The organism is Comamonas fluminis, from assembly GCF_019186805.1.
GTDB classification, from domain to species: Bacteria; Pseudomonadota; Gammaproteobacteria; order Burkholderiales; family Burkholderiaceae_C; genus Comamonas; species Comamonas fluminis.
The window spans coordinates 4523845-4540102 of the sequence record NZ_CP066783.1; the positions used below are offsets into that span (position 1 = coordinate 4523845).

The window sequence follows — 16258 nt, forward strand, 5'->3', positions numbered from 1 at the left end:
TCAAAACCTCACCACAGCCGTTTGCCATAGATGGATTCGCCCGGCATGTGGGGGAAGCCTCCATGGTTTGGCAGGTTGTTAAAGCGGTCATTGCAGGTGCTGCGCAGCCCATCACAGCCTGGGTACAGCGTGACTGTGTCGCCTATGGCTAAGCCGTCCGTGCCGCCAATCAGTTGGGCGCGAGTGCCGTTGGCCACTTCAATGCCTCGCATTTCAGTCGTGCCGTCAACATGCCATTCCGCCGCGCCATAACAAAAAGCACCGATATCGGTGATGTTTGAGGTGCCGAACCAGATGTGAGTGCCATTCAGCTCAGTGACGACCACGGGTGTGGCATGCAGCGCCTTGACTGCCCTGCAGCTATCGTCATAGACGCTATGCGGGCAAGAGCGCTCATAGCGCAAGCGAAGTCCACTTCTTTGCATAGACGCAGACAGCGAGTCGCAGACCAGCTCAGCTTGCCCAGCCCTCGGGAACGCCACGCTGCTCACACTACCCACCCAGCACACCTCCGCATCGGCCGCAGTCGCGTCGTAGTCGTAAACCGTCAGAAATATCTCTTCACTGGGCGGCGTGCTGCGAAACAGCTGGGCCACGGCTGCAGAGGCTGGGAGCGTCACACGCACCGTATCGGCCGACGCCTCGCCCGTCATGCGGATACCGTCATCGCTGATCGGCAGCGGTGACCAGTCGTGGCCGTCGAACTTGAAGGAGCGGTCGGCACTGGTATACCGCCACACCACAGTCGCGCTACGGTCAAACTGGTACAGGCGGGCAGACTGGCCCTCGCTGGTGCTGGTTTCAAAGTCGTTGAAGCTCATACGCTGGCGGCCTCCAGGTCTGCGCGCACGCCCCGAAACTTGAGCGTGGCCTTGGCCAGCCCATCGGCATCGGTGTGGTGGGTGATCTCAGCGCTGTCATCTGCCAGGCGGCACAGCGCCATAAAGCTGATACGGGAGATGTCCGAAGCAGACACGCCAGCAGGCAGTGCCTGGTCAAGCGCCAGAGTCTCCAGCGTGGCCCCTGCCGCTGCGGCCGTGATACGGCGGTGCAGGGCCTCGCCGGTGACCAGCTCGATGCGGATGTCCTGTCGGCCCATGCGCGCCTTGCCAGTGTTCACCAGATCGGCATAGCCACAGGGCTGCACCTGCAGGGTCTGGCCTTGCGTCTGGCCAGCCGCGAACAGGTCGGCGGCATGTGTCGGCACCCAGATGGCAGCCTGGCGGCCGCGCAGCCCATACAGCAGGCTCCGAAAAGCCGTGTGCTCGTCACGTCCCCACATTGCCCAAGCATGCTGCTGCAGCACAAAGCCATAGCCCGAGGTATCGGTGATGCGCGGGATGCCGACTTCGTTATCAAGGCGCTGGGTCAGACGCTCATAACCCAGCGTCAGGTCGTTGGACTCATCGGGGCGGAACTCCAGCACTGGCTTGCCACGGTACAGAGTGGCGGGCAATTGAGCTGGCCAGGAGCTGGGCTCCAGCAGTTCAAATGCCACACTGGCGCGGGCCAGCTCATCGGTCAGACGCACGGGTTCTGGCAGCGTCTTGAGCATGGCTTTGCGCACCGGCAGCAGGCGCGAGCCTGCTGGCCAGCTACGCAATGCGGGGCTGGCAAGGGTCAAGTCAGCTGCAGAGACCTGTTCAACGTCGACCAGCTCCCAGGTGTCCAGCTCGTCGCTGGCAAGTGCCGCCAGGCCGCCCGCTGCAAAGTCATAGCCTGCGGTACTGGCCACAATGACGCTGCTGCCTGCAGCCACCGGCATGCCAAGGTACTGGGCATCGGTCCAGATTGGCAAAGCCAGCGGCTGAGCACCCAGCACATGCGCCCACAAGTCAAAGCGCGTGCGCTCAGCTTGGTGCACGAGCACTTCAAACGAGAAGCTGCGGCGCGGTGCCAGGCGCAGGGCCCGGCGCTGCTCTGCCCCGCTGGGGCTTTGCAGCACATCGGTCAGCCATTCCAAGGTTTCCTTGAACGAGCTACCCCAGTTAGGCGGGAAGGTCCACAGAGGCAGGGCCATCAGCTCACCCCCAACAACTGACGGAACTTACCGGGGTTGCGGCTGATCATGACTGCAAGGGCTTTCTCGCCTTGCTTGCTGCCCATCATTGAGGCAATGCGATCCGGGTCATCGATCAGGTAAAAGGCCTGCTGGTTGTCCACTGTTGTATTGCCTGCAGCAGGCGCGGCGGGCTTGAAATTGCCCACGGACGGCAGGCCCAGGGAGACATTGCCGCCCATGACCAGACCGCCGTCTGCATAGGGCAACCAGTCATTAAGCGCGGCCATCCCAACCTGGTTGAAGCGCGTCAGGAAAGCCAATGCGCCAGGCTGGCCAACGACTTCCTTGCGGTGGACGAACTCATCTGCATGGACCACGCCTGCATACTGGTATTTGCTGCCAGGGCCGGTCCAACCGCCGCTGGAGAAGCCCGCGCCCATCGCGCCAATGCCGGCACTCAGGGCGCTGCTGGCACCAGAGCTGGCCGAAGACGCCGCCACAGCCTGCAGCGCCACGGCAGCCGCTGTAGCAGCAGTGGCCATGGCTGTGGTGGCTGCGGCCGCAGCCGTGGTGGCCGCAGTGTCGGCAACAGTGGCAGCAGTAGACGCGGCAGTGGCTGCAGCCTCGGCAGCAGCACCAGCGGTGTCCACCACTGCGCCAACGCCTGCGGCCGCAGTGCTTGCCACCGAGGTCACAGCCCCCGCACTCGCTGCCGTCTTGCTTGCGCCGTTGATCAGCCCCATGACGCCTTCTTTGGCTTGCATGGCCAGCTGCTGAGCCGCCCACTCGCCCATGCCTGCAGCTAGATTGCTCAGCAGCGACCTGACGGCCTCGCCCAAGGTAGCCGTGCCATCTGCCAGGCTCTTGAGTGAGTTGTTAAGACTGCTGCCGAACGCTTGTCCAAATGCTTGGTTGACTTCATTGGCCTGTGTGCGCAGGCCCTTTATCTTTTCCTCCAAGTCCTTGACGCGGTCGACTGCGGCCGGGTTGCCGGTGATTTCGGCCAGCTCACGCATCTTGGGCAGCAAGGCCTCAATCTGCGCAGCCGTGCTGGTGTTGATGTTCAGGATCTGGCGCTTGGCCTCAAGCTCGCCGGTCAGGCCCGCCGTGACCTGATTGGCCAGGGACTGCTCGGTGCGCGACTGGTCCGAGAAAATACGCTCTGTCTGCTGCTGCAGGCTCTCCAACTGGGCGCGGGCGCTCTCAATGTTCACCAGCTGGTCGACCTTGGCCAGGCCCGCCATATTGCCGGTCTTGCCCAGGTCGTCGCGCAGCTTCCGAAACCGCTCCTCGATCCGGGTGACCGCAGCCTCGGCCGAACGGCCCTGCGCCTGGCTGATGCCTTCATCCACGGCGGCCAAGCCTTGGGTGATGCGCTCATTGCGGGCCTTGGTGTCCTGCAGGTCCTTGGTGGCTTTGTGCAGGCGGTCGGTCTCGGCCGCAACTTCCCGCAGCTTGGCAATGCGGGCATCGTCCAGCTTGAGGGCATTTTTGTTGACGGCCAGCCAGGCTTCCAGCTTGGCCGTGGCCTGGTCGGTGCTGCTGCCCACGTTGTCCTGGGCGTTCGCCAGCCCCTGCTCAGCCTGGGCGCGGGCCTGCTGCAGCGTCTGCAGCTGGCTCTGGTAGGCGGTGTCTACGGGGTTGACCTTGGGGCCGCCACCAGTCTTGGGCAAGTACCGCTTACGGAATGCGGCCTCGGTCTGGGCAATCGTTGCAGGGTTCAGAAGCTTGCTGCCAGGATCGACTTTGCGGATGTCGTCAAGCTGGGCGTGGTATTGCTCCAATGCAGCTGTGAGCTGTTGCTGTGGTGACAGTGCAGCCTTATTGGCGGCAGTGACAGCGTCAATGGCTTTTAAAGCAGCTTGATTTCGTTTTGCTTTTTCCGCATCGTCTTCGGCCGTCTTGTCGTTCACCGTCTTTTGGCCCTGCACCGACTGCAGATTGGCCTCGGCTGCAGCCAACTTCGCAGTGATGTCGCCAGTCGCAAGCCCGCGTGCCTGTCGTTGAGCCAGCTTCTGACGGAGAAAATCGACCTGCTTTTCCGCTGTTGAAATCAGTGCGTCATCTGTCGAAGGCCGACCAATGGAAAGAATTGCATCCCATGTCTCACGAACTACATCGCGGACGCCACGCCAAGCTTTCTCCAGCGTGCCGGCATTGGCAGCCAGTTTCGCAGTGCGCTCATCCATGGCGGCAGAGAAGGTCTTTTGGGCCAACTCTGCGGCTTCATCCTCCTTGCGCTGGTCCATGAGCGCTCTGATCTGGGCGTAAACAGAAGCGGTCAGGTAGTTGTACGACTCATTGAGCTTGCGGCTGGCCTCGACGGGCGAACGGCCTAGCTCATTGAATTGCTCAACGGTGGTGCTGATTGACTGGCCCATCACGCGCTCCATGCGCACAGTGGTGGTTGCCAGTTGCTCAATGTTTTTGCTGGAGACTTGACCTGTGGATGCCAGCGCGGCCAAGGCCTGGGCGGCGTCGTAGGTTGTACCGACTACGCCGTCAATGCGTGTAGCCATGATGGCCAGTTGGCTTGTTGTCGCACCCACGGCGTTGCCAGTCATCACAATGGACTGGTAATACGCGTCGCTTTCCTTGGAACCCTTAGCGTAGCCCGCAATCAGTACAGCAACGGCTGCGGCCGTGGCGGTCAGTGGGTTGACCATTCCCATCACAGCACCGCTCACAGCCTTGGCAGCTGGGGCAATGCCGCCGTACATGTCCTTGAGCTGCCCGCCTTGCTGCAGCGCAACGGTAAACGGGTTTTGTCCCGTGGCCAGGCCCACGGTGATATCGGTCATCTGCGCTGGCAGCATGCGATTCGCTGCTGCGAGCTGCTTAGCAGAGAGACCCGCCGCTTGGTTGGCCTTGGCTGCGCCGTTGACCGCCTTTGCCTGAGCTTGTGCCGCAGCTGCTGCGGCGGCACTGGCATCGGTCTGGGCCTTGATATCTACACTGGCTGTTTTGGCTGCCGTGCCCATGCCCTTGGTGGCGGTACCGGCCTGCTTGGCGCTGTCGGCCAGCTTGTCAATGGGCGCAACGTCGATCTTCTGAGCGCCCTGGCCAACAGCCTCGGCGTCAGCGCGCAAGGCCTTCAGCTCGGCCCGCGCCTGGCTCACATCGGCTTGAAAGCGAAGCGCGACGTTCATGTCGCTGCTGTTGCCCATGACTATTTCCTCAGCTCGTTCATTCGTTCCTTGGCAGCGTCACCACCGGCCATACCGGCGTTGACGTCTGCCAGCCGCATGGCGCTGCGCTGGCGTTCCAGCTGCAGGGCCTGCTTGTAAAACAGCTTCAGCTGCCGCTCGGTGTAGTGGCCGAGTTCGCTGCGCTGGTGCCCGTTGGCGATGAGGGTGGCGTAGATGGCACCCCAGCCGATGCCACTGCCTTCGCGGCCTGCGCCACGATTTGCTCCTTCCGCACGGCGCAGGCCCGCTCGACGGCCTGGCGAATTCGGGCGCGCCGCACGAAAAAATGGCCGTTCACTCCCCACCAAAGCATCAGCAGGTTCTCAACGTCATCTGCGGATAGAGATTCCAGCCAGTCCATATCACGGTCGGCGGCCTGCACGATCAAGGGCAGCACGCCATCGGTGTGGGTTGAAATGGCGTTCAACACCACCTCATAGCTGGGCTCATGGGGGCTGGCGATCATTTCTGCAATAGCCGCGACCATGGGTTCAGCGGCAGGAAGCAGGCGTAGCCATTCCACATTGCCGTATTCACGCATGGTCACAAGTTCGCCGCCCAGCGGCAGGGTGCGCTCGGGGTGCAGCACCTCCATGTCGCTTGGCTCGCGCTCTGCAGCGTCCGCTGCAGAGGCTTTGGAGACTATTTGGGCCATGGCTTAGGGCTGGATAGCGTTGATGGCCACATAGCGGCCAAAGCGGCCGAAGGGGCCAGATGCTGGGCGCGTGGGGTCTGCAAGGCACTTGGCGTCAATGCTGATGCCCGCCAGATCATTGCCGCTGGCAATAAAAGGAAGCTCCTGCAGCGGGGTTGTGCTGACCTTGTACCACTCGGCAATCACGGGTGCGTTGTCTTCGGTCAGGTTGATGCCTTCGTAACGCAGCTGGATGAGCTTGGGCGCGGCATTGAAGAAGGCCACCTGACGGGCTCCTGCCTGTTTATATGCGGCCTTGAAAGGCTGAGTCAGACCCGGCGCAGTGGGCAGGCTCAGCAGCTCAATACTGCCGTGCTCAAGGAAGGCGTCATAGTGCTCAGGGTCTAGAGTGACGGGTGCACCTGAGCTGTCGGTAATGACCAGTTCGGAGACGTTATAGGGCTTGTCCAGCTTGATCACGTCGCCCACTGCAACGGGGTTGGGGAATAGTTCCCCAGTCACGGAACCGGCTGCAATTTCCGTGATGGTGCCGCGCAAGTGCTGGGCCAGCTTGTCTGGGTCGATTTGGTGAGCTGTAAGCTTGATCGTGCATTCACCGCCAATGCTGAAGCTACGCACTTCGGACTTTTGACCGCTGTAGCTTTCTTTGTGAGAGGCCGTCTCATCGGTACCGCCGAATGTCAGGGCAGAAACATCGCCCCACCACCCCCAGCCACTGTTACCCACAGACCCAAAAGGGCGGGAAAAAACACGGCCTTGGCCGTAGAAATAGGTTTCAACTGTCTTGCTCATGAGAGTGATCTCCTGTGAATGTGGTCAATCAGGTCTTGTCAGCCGCAACTGCAGGGGCGGCGGTCTGGGCGGTTTCCACCACACCGGCATTGCGCAGCCAGGCGGCGGTGGACTTGCCAACGATCAGCTCAGCGCCTGCTTCGTAGTCCTTGCCTGCGTGGGTGTGGGGCTTGGCCAGCTTGACCTTCTCGGTCTCTTCGGTCTTGGCAGCGGCATCGGGCTTGGTGTTGCTCATGAGGTCCTCACTTTTGGAGCAGGTTGGTCAGTTGATAGGAGTCGACGTACAGCACAGTCGAGTTGTCGTAGTCCATGACCTGGCCTTCTTCCCAAGTCAGGGCCGTTGCGCCAAGCACAGGCGGAACCCAGCCAATCAAGGCAGTGCGGGTCAGGCCAATGAACTTGCGCAGCTCGTCGCCCAACTGGTCACCGGCACCAGGGCGGTAGCTGCGCACGGCCAGTACCACGCCAAAGCGGGTCACAGCGGGCTGCACACGGGCACCACGCGGCCCTGCAGCCCCGCCAGACTCACCCGCAAAAATCACATAGGAGCTGGGTGTCTGGAAACCGCGCAGGTCCATCACGGCGGCATATTCAGCAGCGCCGCTGACCTCGCGGAATTCGGGCACCAGGTCCTTGAGGCGCTTCACGACCAGGCTGGTGTCAAAGGGTTCAAAGTTCATGGCGGCATTACCTGAAGCTGTTGAGCTGCTTGCGGCCGAAGACCGGCTCGGGGTAGCTGAAGCGCACATCGGTGCCGCTGCCGCCTGTGGCCACAACGTCATCCGCGCCCAGGCTGAACTTGCCGTCAGCTGTGAGCTGCAGCAGCTTCAGGGCATCGCGGTAGTCGCGCACGATGGGGTCGTTGGTCTCCATGCTGATGCGGCTCTTGTGGAGCAGATAGCGAGCAATGGAGCGGCTCCAGCCGGTCACAAGCTTGGGCACAGGGGCCAGCGGCAGCGCATAGCCGCGCTTGGCCAGGAAGCCGTCAATCAGCGAATCCGCCTCAGAGACGGCGTCTTGAATGCGAGCCATGGCTGCATCGGCATCGGCCTGGTCTGCGGCGCTCCAGGCGCTGCGGTCGCCACCGCGCAGGGTGGCGTCCATGAGCGCGGTGTCCGCAACGTGCTTGTCCTCGGGCGTGGCCACTTGAGCCAGCTCGCGGGCACCGGGGCGCTCAGCCAGGTCGATGGGGGTGATGTAGGCCATGGCAGGTGCGGCCCTTACAGCCAGCCGGACACGACCACTTCCAGTCGGTCCTTGAGGTCGTTGGTTTCGGTGGTGACTTCGGCACCCACCTGAACGGGCACCAGCTCGGCTGTCATCAGCTTGTTGGCTGCGCGCTGCAGCGCCGTTGGCACGACCAAGGTAGTTGCCTTGAGGCCAAGCGGGCGACCGGTATCGCCCTTGCAGCCCTCAATCGCGTTGATTGCTGCCCACAGGTTGTCCGCATTCAAAGGCTTGTTGCTGGCATAGGCCATTTGCCAGAAGCCAAAGCCCACGTTGCAGCGCGAATCCACACCGTACTGAAACTCTGCCTTGGTGAAGACGTTGGGGTCGGTCTCCGCAGTCATGGCCACAAAGTTGGGGTTCTTGCGGTTCTGGAAGATCAGCGGCTTGATGGAGCGGCTGGTGTCCAGCACAAACCACCAGGGACCGTCACCGCCAGAGTCCACGTTGCTGACGCTTGTGGTCTTGCCTTGAGCGTTCTTAACGGGATGGTCAGCCGCAAAGAAGGGTTTGCCGTCGTAGCACTTTTCCGTGGTGCCAGTGGCCAGCAGGCCAAACGCCAGCTGGTCAGGGTGCGCTGCAGCCGCACGGCCCAGCTCGCCCATCAAGGGCGTGTAAACACCGAAGGTGTCATCTTCGATGGTGGTACGCGGCACGCCGACGGTCAGCTCAAAGGGCTTGTTCTTGATGCTGTAGCCATGGGCTTCCAGGCCATGAATGGCGCGCTCGCCAATCCACTGGCGCATATTGGGCATTTGACCCAACCAGCCATATTCCTCGGAGGCCGTGGTGCTGGACACCACGGTGGCGAGCTTCTGGTAAATGCTCTGCGCTTCGTTCAGGCCGCCCTGAAAAGCGGTTTTGAAGCCCGTGAAAAGGGTTTTCAGATTGGTGGGGGTGAGTTGCATTGCTGTGCCTCTACGTTGATTGAGGGAATGACCTGCCGGTGGGCTTAGGCCGTGGTGGGCACAGCGGCGGTGCCAATGGCCACCCAGACGCCCAAGTCGTCGATATCGATGACTTCGCCCGCAATGGAGCTACCGGTCTTGGAGACCGTGTGGTCGTCCGCCACATAGGCATTGCTGCCAATGTCCCAGCGCTTGATCTCGCCAGCGCCTGCACTGTTTTCAAAGCAGAAGACAGCACGCTCGCCCTTGACCAAGTCGGAGCCAGCGTCAACACGCTCAGTACAGACGGCACGTACCGGCTTTTTGTCGGCCGCAACAGCGGGCTTGGCTGCGCCCGTGGCGTCCAGCGTGTACATGGCACCGGCCATGATTGCGGCAGCGACGGTGTCGGCCACCTGGAAGGTGTTGCCACGGCGTGGCGTGTTGCGGTCTTGGGTCAGGCTGGGCATGTCAGTCCTTGGAGTGGTGGGTCAGGAATAGCGCCAGCTCAGGCCGCAGCCTTGGTCTTGGCAAAGTCTTCGGGGCTCAGGCCCATGGCGCTGCAGGCCGCCAGTTCGTCCTGGCTCAGGCCGTGGGCACCCGTGGCCTGGGTGCCAGCCGGTGGCTTGCCGCCGGTCTGGGTACCCGACAGCGCGGCAACGGGCTGGGCTGTCTGCAGGAAGGTGGTCAGTGCGGCCATATTGGTTTTGCCCAGATCACGTGCCCAAGGCTCCATGGCAGGCAGCAAGCGGCCATCGGCCAGTGCGGGCTGGATCAGCTTGTCGACCTGGTCAGCCTGCTGCTGGGCTGTTAGCGCAGCCAGTTGGCCCTGCAACTGGGTGAGCGCATCGACCGGCACGTACTTGGCAGGGTCCGGGGTCTTGGCCACCAGCGCACTGCAGGCGGCAGTGACAGCCGTGGCACCGTCTTCAGCCTTGAGCGCCAGCGCAGTACGGGCGGCATCCGCGATGGCCATGTGGGTTTGCACAGCCGTCAGCGCGGCCTGCTCGGTGGTGGTTTCTGGCATGCCGAGAGCAGCCAGCAATGCTTTGAGCGTTGGGTTCATGGGTTCCTCGGTGGGATGGGTTTGCGGGACAGAAAACTGCGCAGATGCAGCGGCCTGCATGGCGTTGAGTGCCTGCATGCCGTGAATGGCGGGGTTGTTGGTGAGCGCGCCCATGGTGATTTGCAGCACCTCACCGGTGTCGGGCGCATACAGAAACACGGGGCTGAAATAGCGGTACTCGCCCGAGGCAATGGCCTGTAATGCGCGGGCCGTCAGCTCAACCTCGGCGTACAGGCCCGAGCCCTCAACCCAGCGCAAACCGTGAATCCAGCCCGCAGCGGGTGCAGGCTGACCGTTGGTTTCTTTGTAGAGCGTCTGATGCTCGTAGTCGATAACCGGCGGCTGGGCCGCGTTGAAGCGGCTTATGACCTGGCTGGCGATGGCCGCATTGATGCGCCAGGCAGGCACATCCATGGGGCGGCCGTCACTGGGCGTGAAGTCCTGGGCTGGCGTGAGCTGCAGCAGATAGCGCCCATTGCTATTGGGCTGCTGGGTGTTGATGTCACCCAGACCAAAGGTGCAGGCTGCCACTGCGGCAGTGAGTGCGGCAGCGGTCAGTACAGCGAGGCGAGCGGTTTTGGAAGGCATGCCCGCCATGGTCGGCAGCGGGCGGCGGGCCGTATTCTGACGGGTGTCAGAGCTTTACTGTCACCGGCCGTTCAACCAGTCCAGCACTCGCAGGTGAATCTGCTGCTGGTCGGCTGCGTTGACGCCCAGATAGGGCCGCGCCGGGATGTTGACCTGGTGCGCGCCGATGCTGACCTGCTGGCTGCGCTTGGCCTTGCCCTTTTTCACAAACAGGTGCTTGTGTTTGCCAGCTCCGAAGTGAACGGTGGACTGGCGGGCGGGCCGCTGAATGGTGCCACCAAACTGGTGGATAGCGCCATATTTGGCGTTGGTGCCGACCAAGACTGCATCGTCGCCATCGGGCTGCCAGCGAATCCATCCTCGCAGGTAGCCACTCAATGTCAGTATCTTGTCCTTGTTCTGCTTTTTGCGGCGCTGGTAGCGGGGCTGCAGCGGTTTCCAGGCGGAGCCGTCTGGGCCCGAGTGAGAGTCAAATCGCTGACGAGTTTCGCCCTTCAGGTATTCGCCAATTTTGGACAGCAGCGGCGTCGTGTTGCCAAGGGCCTCATCCATGCGGGCCAGAGAGTCTGGGCCGGTGATGACCGTATCGACCTTGAAATGTGCTCCTGCCATTTTTGGCTCCTTTGCGTACAATGGCCCTCAGGTGGGCAGCCCCTGCAAGGGCGTCCGATCCCCGCCTGATGGGCCAGCGTGTTGCAGCATGCTGGCCTTTTTGTTGGCGGCTATTCCTCGCGTTGGTAGAGGCGCACCCCCACACGCAGGCTGTCCAGGTATTCGGGCGAGCCCGCTTGAAACGCCGTTACACCGGCCCAGCCGTCCACGCCCAGCTCGAACACAGCCAGGGCCGGAACCTCTTGCCCTTCCACCGAGTACTGCGCCACATAGCGGCGGCGCACCACGGCTTTTTCCAGCGCGTAGATCCACTCCAGGCGAACCCAGATTTCATCGGGTGACAGCAGCGCTTTGGCGAGCAGCTGCAGGAACTGCTCGCGCCCGTTCTTGAGCACCTTCCACTCGCCTTGGGCTGTGGTGAACAGCTCTTTGCCCACCACCAGGCGCTCGCCCAGCACATCCTTGAAGATGGCGGGCAGCTCCAGACTGGCACCGAACGGAGCCAGAAATGCTTTGACATAGCTCTCAGGCGGCAGGCCTTGCGGCATCAGTGCCGAAGCAGGCATGGGCTGGGGGGTAGGCAAAGGCCCCAGCGGCAAGGTATTGGGCAGGCCTTGGCCGTGCACGCTCCCCGCGCCGCCGGGGCGAATGCCGCCTGGCCGCTCTGGCGGTATGGCACTGCGCAGCCTGGCACTGCCTGGTGCGTACTCAAAGCCGGGGTCAATGCCCTCGGGCACTGTGACGGTGCGCGGGCCATTGGGGCTGCGCTGGCCAATGATGTGATCGGTCCAGTTGATCTCTGGCGTGGGGTCTGGCCCGTCTTTGCCCAGGCGCATCAAGTCGCGCAGCCACAGCCCTTTGACCTTGCACTGGCAGCCCCAGCCATTGGGCGGGAAGTAATACTTCCACCAGGGGTTGTCGCGTTCCAGCACCAGGCCGTCAAAGCCCACATGCTGCACCCGTGGGTGCTCCACCCAGTCGCTGTGCTCGTACTGCCAGTACGGGGCGCTCTGCAGCTGCTCCCAGCGCCCAGCGGCAAAGCTGGTGGCCAGGTTGGTTTCGTAGATGACTTTGCTGCGCCAGTTGCGGCCGCCGTTGTAGTCCCAGCCATGCTTTGCGACGATGCGGTCAAAGTCCTTGCGAAAGTCTTCCAGAGTGCTGCCGCCCTCGATGGCCTTGTCCACCGCCGTGCGGAAGTCCGAGACGATGGCGTCCCGGTTGGCACCGGCCACCACAAACGCCCAGTCATGCTCGTGGGTGTAAATGTCCGTCCAGCTCTCAGTGGGCAGGTTCAGCTTGCGCCGGAAGAACTGGGCCTGCTCTTTGAAGGGCAGCGAGCCATAGGCCGCATTAGCCATTGGCACCTCCGGCTTCCTGAAGCACCTCATAACGTCCGAGCAACTGCGCAGCCGCCATGGCATCAGCCATGGCCTGGGCATATTGGTCCAGCGTCATGTTTGGGATGATCTGCTCTAGTCCGTCGCGGATTTTCTCCAGACTGGCAGCAGACTCCACCAGTTTGCGAATCTGTTCAAACCAGGGGCTTGTGGCTTTTTCCATAGTGTTGGCCATTTGCGGAATAAGGGCCATTGCTGCCGTCGGCGGGGCCTCTGCAGGCGCAGGCAGAACAGCCGTCAGCGCGGCCTTGCCTGTTGGGGCTGGTGGCGCGGGCTGCAGCACCGGCGCCGCACCCAGCACCACTTGACCAGGCTGGGGCATGGGAATGCCCAGCTTGTTGTTGGCCCAATCCTGCGGCACCTGCACGCCAATGGCCACCAGCTTGGGCAGAGCTTCGGACAGAACCTTGATGTCTTCGGTCTCGCCGGTGATCAGTCCAAATTGCGGGCAGCGCTTGATGCCGTCTGGTGCCAGCCCGTTCATGGCCGCAATGGCATAGACCAGGTCACGGGTCAGCGTGCTGTTGAGCTGGCGGATATCGCCGTCGCGCAGGTCCTTGCGCACTTCGTTGTGCACATTGCCCAGCGCATTGGTGCTGGCCGCGCCATCGGCCCCGCTGGTCAGCGTGCCGCCCAGGATGACCTTGGACTGGTTGCGCTCGCACCAGCTGATCATCAGCTCGAAAGCCTTGGGGTCGCCAGTGGCAGCGTCTTTAAAGTCGATCAGCATGCCCTCGGGGATGATGCCCGCTGCGTTATGGCCAATGCCCACCAGGGCGCGCAGCAGCGTGGCTTTCTCGCGCTCGCTGGCATTGGGCGGGTATTTGCCCAGACGCACGGGGATGCCGTAGATCTCCAGAAACTCGGCCAGGTCGCCCACGCTGTAGTTCTTGAACAGGTAGGTCCAGACGAGCTGGCGGAACAGCGCAGTGCGCTCCAGGTAGCCGCTCTTGGCTTTGTGAACGTGGGTAATCCAGCCGAACTGGTTGAGCGCCGTGCCTTGGATGCCGTTGGCGTCCGTGGTGTTGGTGCGCAGGCGCAGCTCCTGGCGGTAACCACGGTGCAGCTGGAACCAGCTCTGTGGGCGGTGCGTGAGGGTCTTGGGCAGCCACAGACCCTCCGGCCGGTGCCATTCGATTTCAAGGCATGCAAAGCCTTTTCCGATGGCGTCCGTCGTGTCAAAGAGCACATCTTCAAAATCGGGGATGGACTGCACCAGCTCGCCCAGCTGCTCGGCGTTGCGCTTTTCCTGCTCGCTGGCGTTGTCTGGTGCAGTGATCTCCCAGTCCAGAATCAGGGCGCGGCGGCGTTTGCCCATCTCGCTGGCAATGTGGCCGTCCTTTTCTTCCATGTCTTCGTACAGGTCGAACTGGGCCGAGAGGTCGCCTTGCTCGGCTGCGTCCAGGATGGTGGCCAGCTTGGAAGGCGTGAGGCCTCGGGTCGGGTGGGTCTGCAGCTCGCGCTGCAGATGGCCCAGTCGGGAGGTCTGGGGCTCGTCCACGACGGCCATGTCGATGGGCTTGCCGTCAGCGCCCAGAATTACGCTTTTTGCCATGTCGGCACCTCGCTTTGTGTTTTGTAGTTGGGCATGCGCAGCCCGTACCCAGCGGCAAGGCGTTTACGCGCGTTTACGAAGGCCCGAATGCAGTAAACCGGGGGCATTGCATGTCCACCGGCTAAAAATCGCTTAAATCGCGTTTTTGAGGCTTGGCGGTTTTGCATCACCAGCCCTCGGCTTCAGGAATGCGGAAATCGTGGTCTTGCTGTTCCTGGCTGGCCAGGTTGTCAAAGCCACGGGCGTGACCTGGTACCTCGATGTAGCCGATGGGAGCAATCTGCAGCTTGGCGGCCGCATGGGCATAGACGCAGGCCATGGCGCGGTCACCGTGGCTATCACCATCGGTTTTGCCGTCTGGGATACGAGCCACGCCGCGCACCAGCTTGAAGGCACGGTGGTCCTGCAGCAGGCCGTCGTTCTTTGGCAGCGTGATGGTTCCGTCTTCAAACGCGGCCTTGTAGCCGGGCATGTTGTCGCGGTACCAAGCCTCTGTGGCCATCAGCTTGAGAACGATGGAGCCATAGCGGTCTTCTGCGGCTTCCCCGATGTAGCTGCCATTGCCTCGGCTGTCGATCACGATGCCAGAGCAGCGCGGCAGTACATCGCAGATGGCGAACAGCACCTGCAGCTGCTGGTTGTAGGGCACGTTCTTGAGCTCGACCAGGAACGGCACGCGCTCGTGCAGATTGCTGGCCACTTCCACCGGCGCGATCACGGACAAGTCCCCCGAGCGGGCAAAGTCCATGCCCAGGGCATGGCGCAGCTCAGGGTTCAGGCGCTTGAGCAGAGGCTTCAGCTCGGTGTCGATCCACTCCTGCATCAGCACCTGGCGTACCGCTGGGCTGGACTGGTTGAAATCCTTGGTGCCCGTGAATCGGATCACCGGGGCTTCGACCATGCGGCTTTCCACCAGCACGCGAGTCAGCCAGGCACCACCGCCCTGGGCTGGGACGCAGAACAGTTCCTCATCCTGGTTGGGCCGATAGCGCGCAATGATCTCTTCGCGCCAGGTGGCCTCGCCCTCGGGCGTCCAAGGCTTGTTGTTGACCGCGCAAATCTTGCGGTACAAGCCATCACGCAGGGCATCGTCAAAGTCCACGCGGTGCAGGCTGTAGGGGTAGCGGCCAGCCCGCACATCGTTGATCAGCTCATTGAACGGGTTGTCCTCGCCGTTGTGGGTGCTGATGATGCGGATCTGCCCGCCCCACATGGTCATGGCCATGGCGGCCTTGAGCAGCTCCTTGATGTCATCCACAAACGCGGCTTCATCAATCACAAGGCGCTCGCCTGGGCGTCCCTTGGAGCGTAGGTTGCGCGGGTTGCTGGTGAAGGCCTGAATCTTGTGACCGCTGTCGAAGTTGATGGTGTAGGAGAGGATTTGCTTGTCCTCTTCCTGCAGCACCGACTCTTCAATCTGGCCTGCAGCTGCATTGAAGGCCTTGGCCCAGCTCGCGCAGTCCTGAATAAAGCCTTGGGTCATCTCCTTGTTGTAGGAGATGTAGTAGACATTGGCCCCCTCGGCACTGGCTGCATAGAGCACATCGTCGGCCGCTTCGGAGTAGCTCAAGCCAATGCGGCGTGACTTCTCCATGATCTTGACCGGAGACTGGTCTTCCACCCACTTGACCTGGTAGGCCATGAAGATGGCCTGGCTCAGCGCGGTGGGCTCGGGCTTCTGCAGCTCAGAAGGGGCCTGGATCATCACATAGCCCCCATGATGGCGGCGCGCAATGCGGCTACACCGCCTGCCGACAAACCTTGCGCCTTGGCCGATTTTTCTGCCGTGGCTGCAGCTTCTTCAAAGGCGCGCTTGCGGGCGCGCTCTTCAACCTTGGCCTGGAATTCCTTGAGGTTGACGCTGGAGCGGGTCAGCGTGGCGATGTTCTTGGCGGCCTTGGACAGCAGCTCCACGCGGGTGGCTGGGTCCACCTTCTCGTCCTCGCCCTCGATGGCCTCCTGCAGCTCCAGAATGGCCTCAAACAGCTCGGTCTGCACCATGGCCGTCAGTGCCTCGCTGCGAGCGTCCTTATCGTCGCCAGCGTGCGCCTGGATGATCTTGGCTGCTTCAGTGCTGGCACGGATGGCCGCCAGGCGGCGGTCCAGCTTGGCACCGTAGCGATGCAAAGCCGAGCGGCTAGGCAGCTCACCGGCGGTCGCTTCGGCGGGGAAGCGCTGCTGCAGGTCTGCGATCAGCTCGTCCAGCGTCTGGCTGCCCGTGGCCAGCATGGCCTGGATATAGGCCTTGACCTCGGGTGTCATGCGGTCGATGGAGCTTTTACGGCCCAT

General features: G+C 62.4%; 16 protein-coding genes. All 16 read right to left on the minus strand.

What is annotated here, in order from left to right:
• Positions 1-8: 8 nt before the first annotated feature.
• The gene (locus JDW18_RS20915; RefSeq protein ID WP_218241515.1) at positions 9-821 is read right to left on the minus strand and encodes a phage BR0599 family protein; all 813 of its coding nucleotides are present in this window, start codon (positions 819-821) and stop codon (positions 9-11) included.
• A complete protein-coding gene (locus JDW18_RS20920; RefSeq protein ID WP_218241516.1) occupies positions 818-2020 on the minus strand; it encodes a hypothetical protein in 1203 nt (400 codons plus the stop codon). The genes JDW18_RS20915 and JDW18_RS20920 overlap by 4 nt, the downstream gene beginning before the upstream one ends.
• Positions 2020-5169, minus strand: a complete 3150-nt coding sequence (locus JDW18_RS20925) for a phage tail length tape measure family protein (RefSeq protein ID WP_218241517.1) — start codon at positions 5167-5169, stop codon at positions 2020-2022. Before JDW18_RS20925 ends, JDW18_RS20920 begins: the two co-directional genes overlap by 1 nt.
• 127 nt (positions 5170-5296) lie before the next feature.
• Positions 5297-5845 carry a DUF6631 family protein gene (locus tag JDW18_RS20930; RefSeq protein ID WP_218241518.1) on the minus strand — a complete coding sequence of 183 codons (549 nt, stop codon included), beginning with the start codon at positions 5843-5845 and terminating at the stop codon, positions 5297-5299.
• A gap of 3 nt (positions 5846-5848) precedes the next feature.
• Positions 5849-6637 carry a phage tail tube protein gene (locus JDW18_RS20935; protein WP_218241519.1) on the minus strand — a complete coding sequence of 263 codons (789 nt, stop codon included), beginning with the start codon at positions 6635-6637 and terminating at the stop codon, positions 5849-5851.
• A gap of 28 nt (positions 6638-6665) precedes the next feature.
• A complete protein-coding gene (locus JDW18_RS20940; protein ID WP_218241520.1) occupies positions 6666-6872 on the minus strand; it encodes a DUF7210 family protein in 207 nt (68 codons plus the stop codon).
• A 7-nt stretch (positions 6873-6879) separates the two neighbouring features.
• A complete protein-coding gene (locus JDW18_RS20945) occupies positions 6880-7317 on the minus strand; it encodes a phage tail terminator protein (protein ID WP_218241521.1) in 438 nt (145 codons plus the stop codon).
• A gap of 7 nt (positions 7318-7324) precedes the next feature.
• Positions 7325-7843: a gp436 family protein gene (locus JDW18_RS20950; protein ID WP_218241522.1), complete on the minus strand. Its 519-nt coding sequence runs from the start codon at positions 7841-7843 to the stop codon at positions 7325-7327.
• Positions 7844-7857: 14 nt separating this feature from the next.
• Positions 7858-8772 (minus strand): Mu-like prophage major head subunit gpT family protein, encoded by a 915-nt coding sequence (locus JDW18_RS20955; RefSeq protein WP_218241523.1) that lies wholly within the window; start codon positions 8770-8772, stop codon positions 7858-7860.
• Positions 8773-8816: 44 nt separating this feature from the next.
• Positions 8817-9221, minus strand: a complete 405-nt coding sequence (locus tag JDW18_RS20960; RefSeq protein WP_218241524.1) for a hypothetical protein — start codon at positions 9219-9221, stop codon at positions 8817-8819.
• Positions 9222-9259: 38 nt separating this feature from the next.
• Entirely contained in the window at positions 9260-10405 is a 1146-nt protein-coding gene (locus JDW18_RS20965; protein ID WP_246610154.1) for a phage protease, read from the minus strand.
• A 60-nt stretch (positions 10406-10465) separates the two neighbouring features.
• Entirely contained in the window at positions 10466-11017 is a 552-nt protein-coding gene (locus tag JDW18_RS20970; protein WP_218241525.1) for a phage virion morphogenesis protein, read from the minus strand.
• 110 nt (positions 11018-11127) lie between these two features.
• Positions 11128-12375: a PBECR2 nuclease fold domain-containing protein gene (locus JDW18_RS20975; RefSeq protein ID WP_218241526.1), complete on the minus strand. Its 1248-nt coding sequence runs from the start codon at positions 12373-12375 to the stop codon at positions 11128-11130.
• On the minus strand, positions 12368-13969 hold the full coding sequence (locus JDW18_RS20980) for a DUF935 domain-containing protein (protein ID WP_218241527.1): 1602 nt from the start codon (positions 13967-13969) through the stop codon (positions 12368-12370). The genes JDW18_RS20975 and JDW18_RS20980 overlap by 8 nt, the downstream gene beginning before the upstream one ends.
• A 166-nt stretch (positions 13970-14135) precedes the next feature.
• Positions 14136-15674: a terminase large subunit domain-containing protein gene (locus tag JDW18_RS20985; protein WP_218241528.1), complete on the minus strand. Its 1539-nt coding sequence runs from the start codon at positions 15672-15674 to the stop codon at positions 14136-14138.
• Positions 15674-16258 carry a phage protein Gp27 family protein gene (locus tag JDW18_RS20990; RefSeq protein ID WP_218241529.1) on the minus strand — a complete coding sequence of 195 codons (585 nt, stop codon included), beginning with the start codon at positions 16256-16258 and terminating at the stop codon, positions 15674-15676. The genes JDW18_RS20985 and JDW18_RS20990 overlap by 1 nt, the downstream gene beginning before the upstream one ends.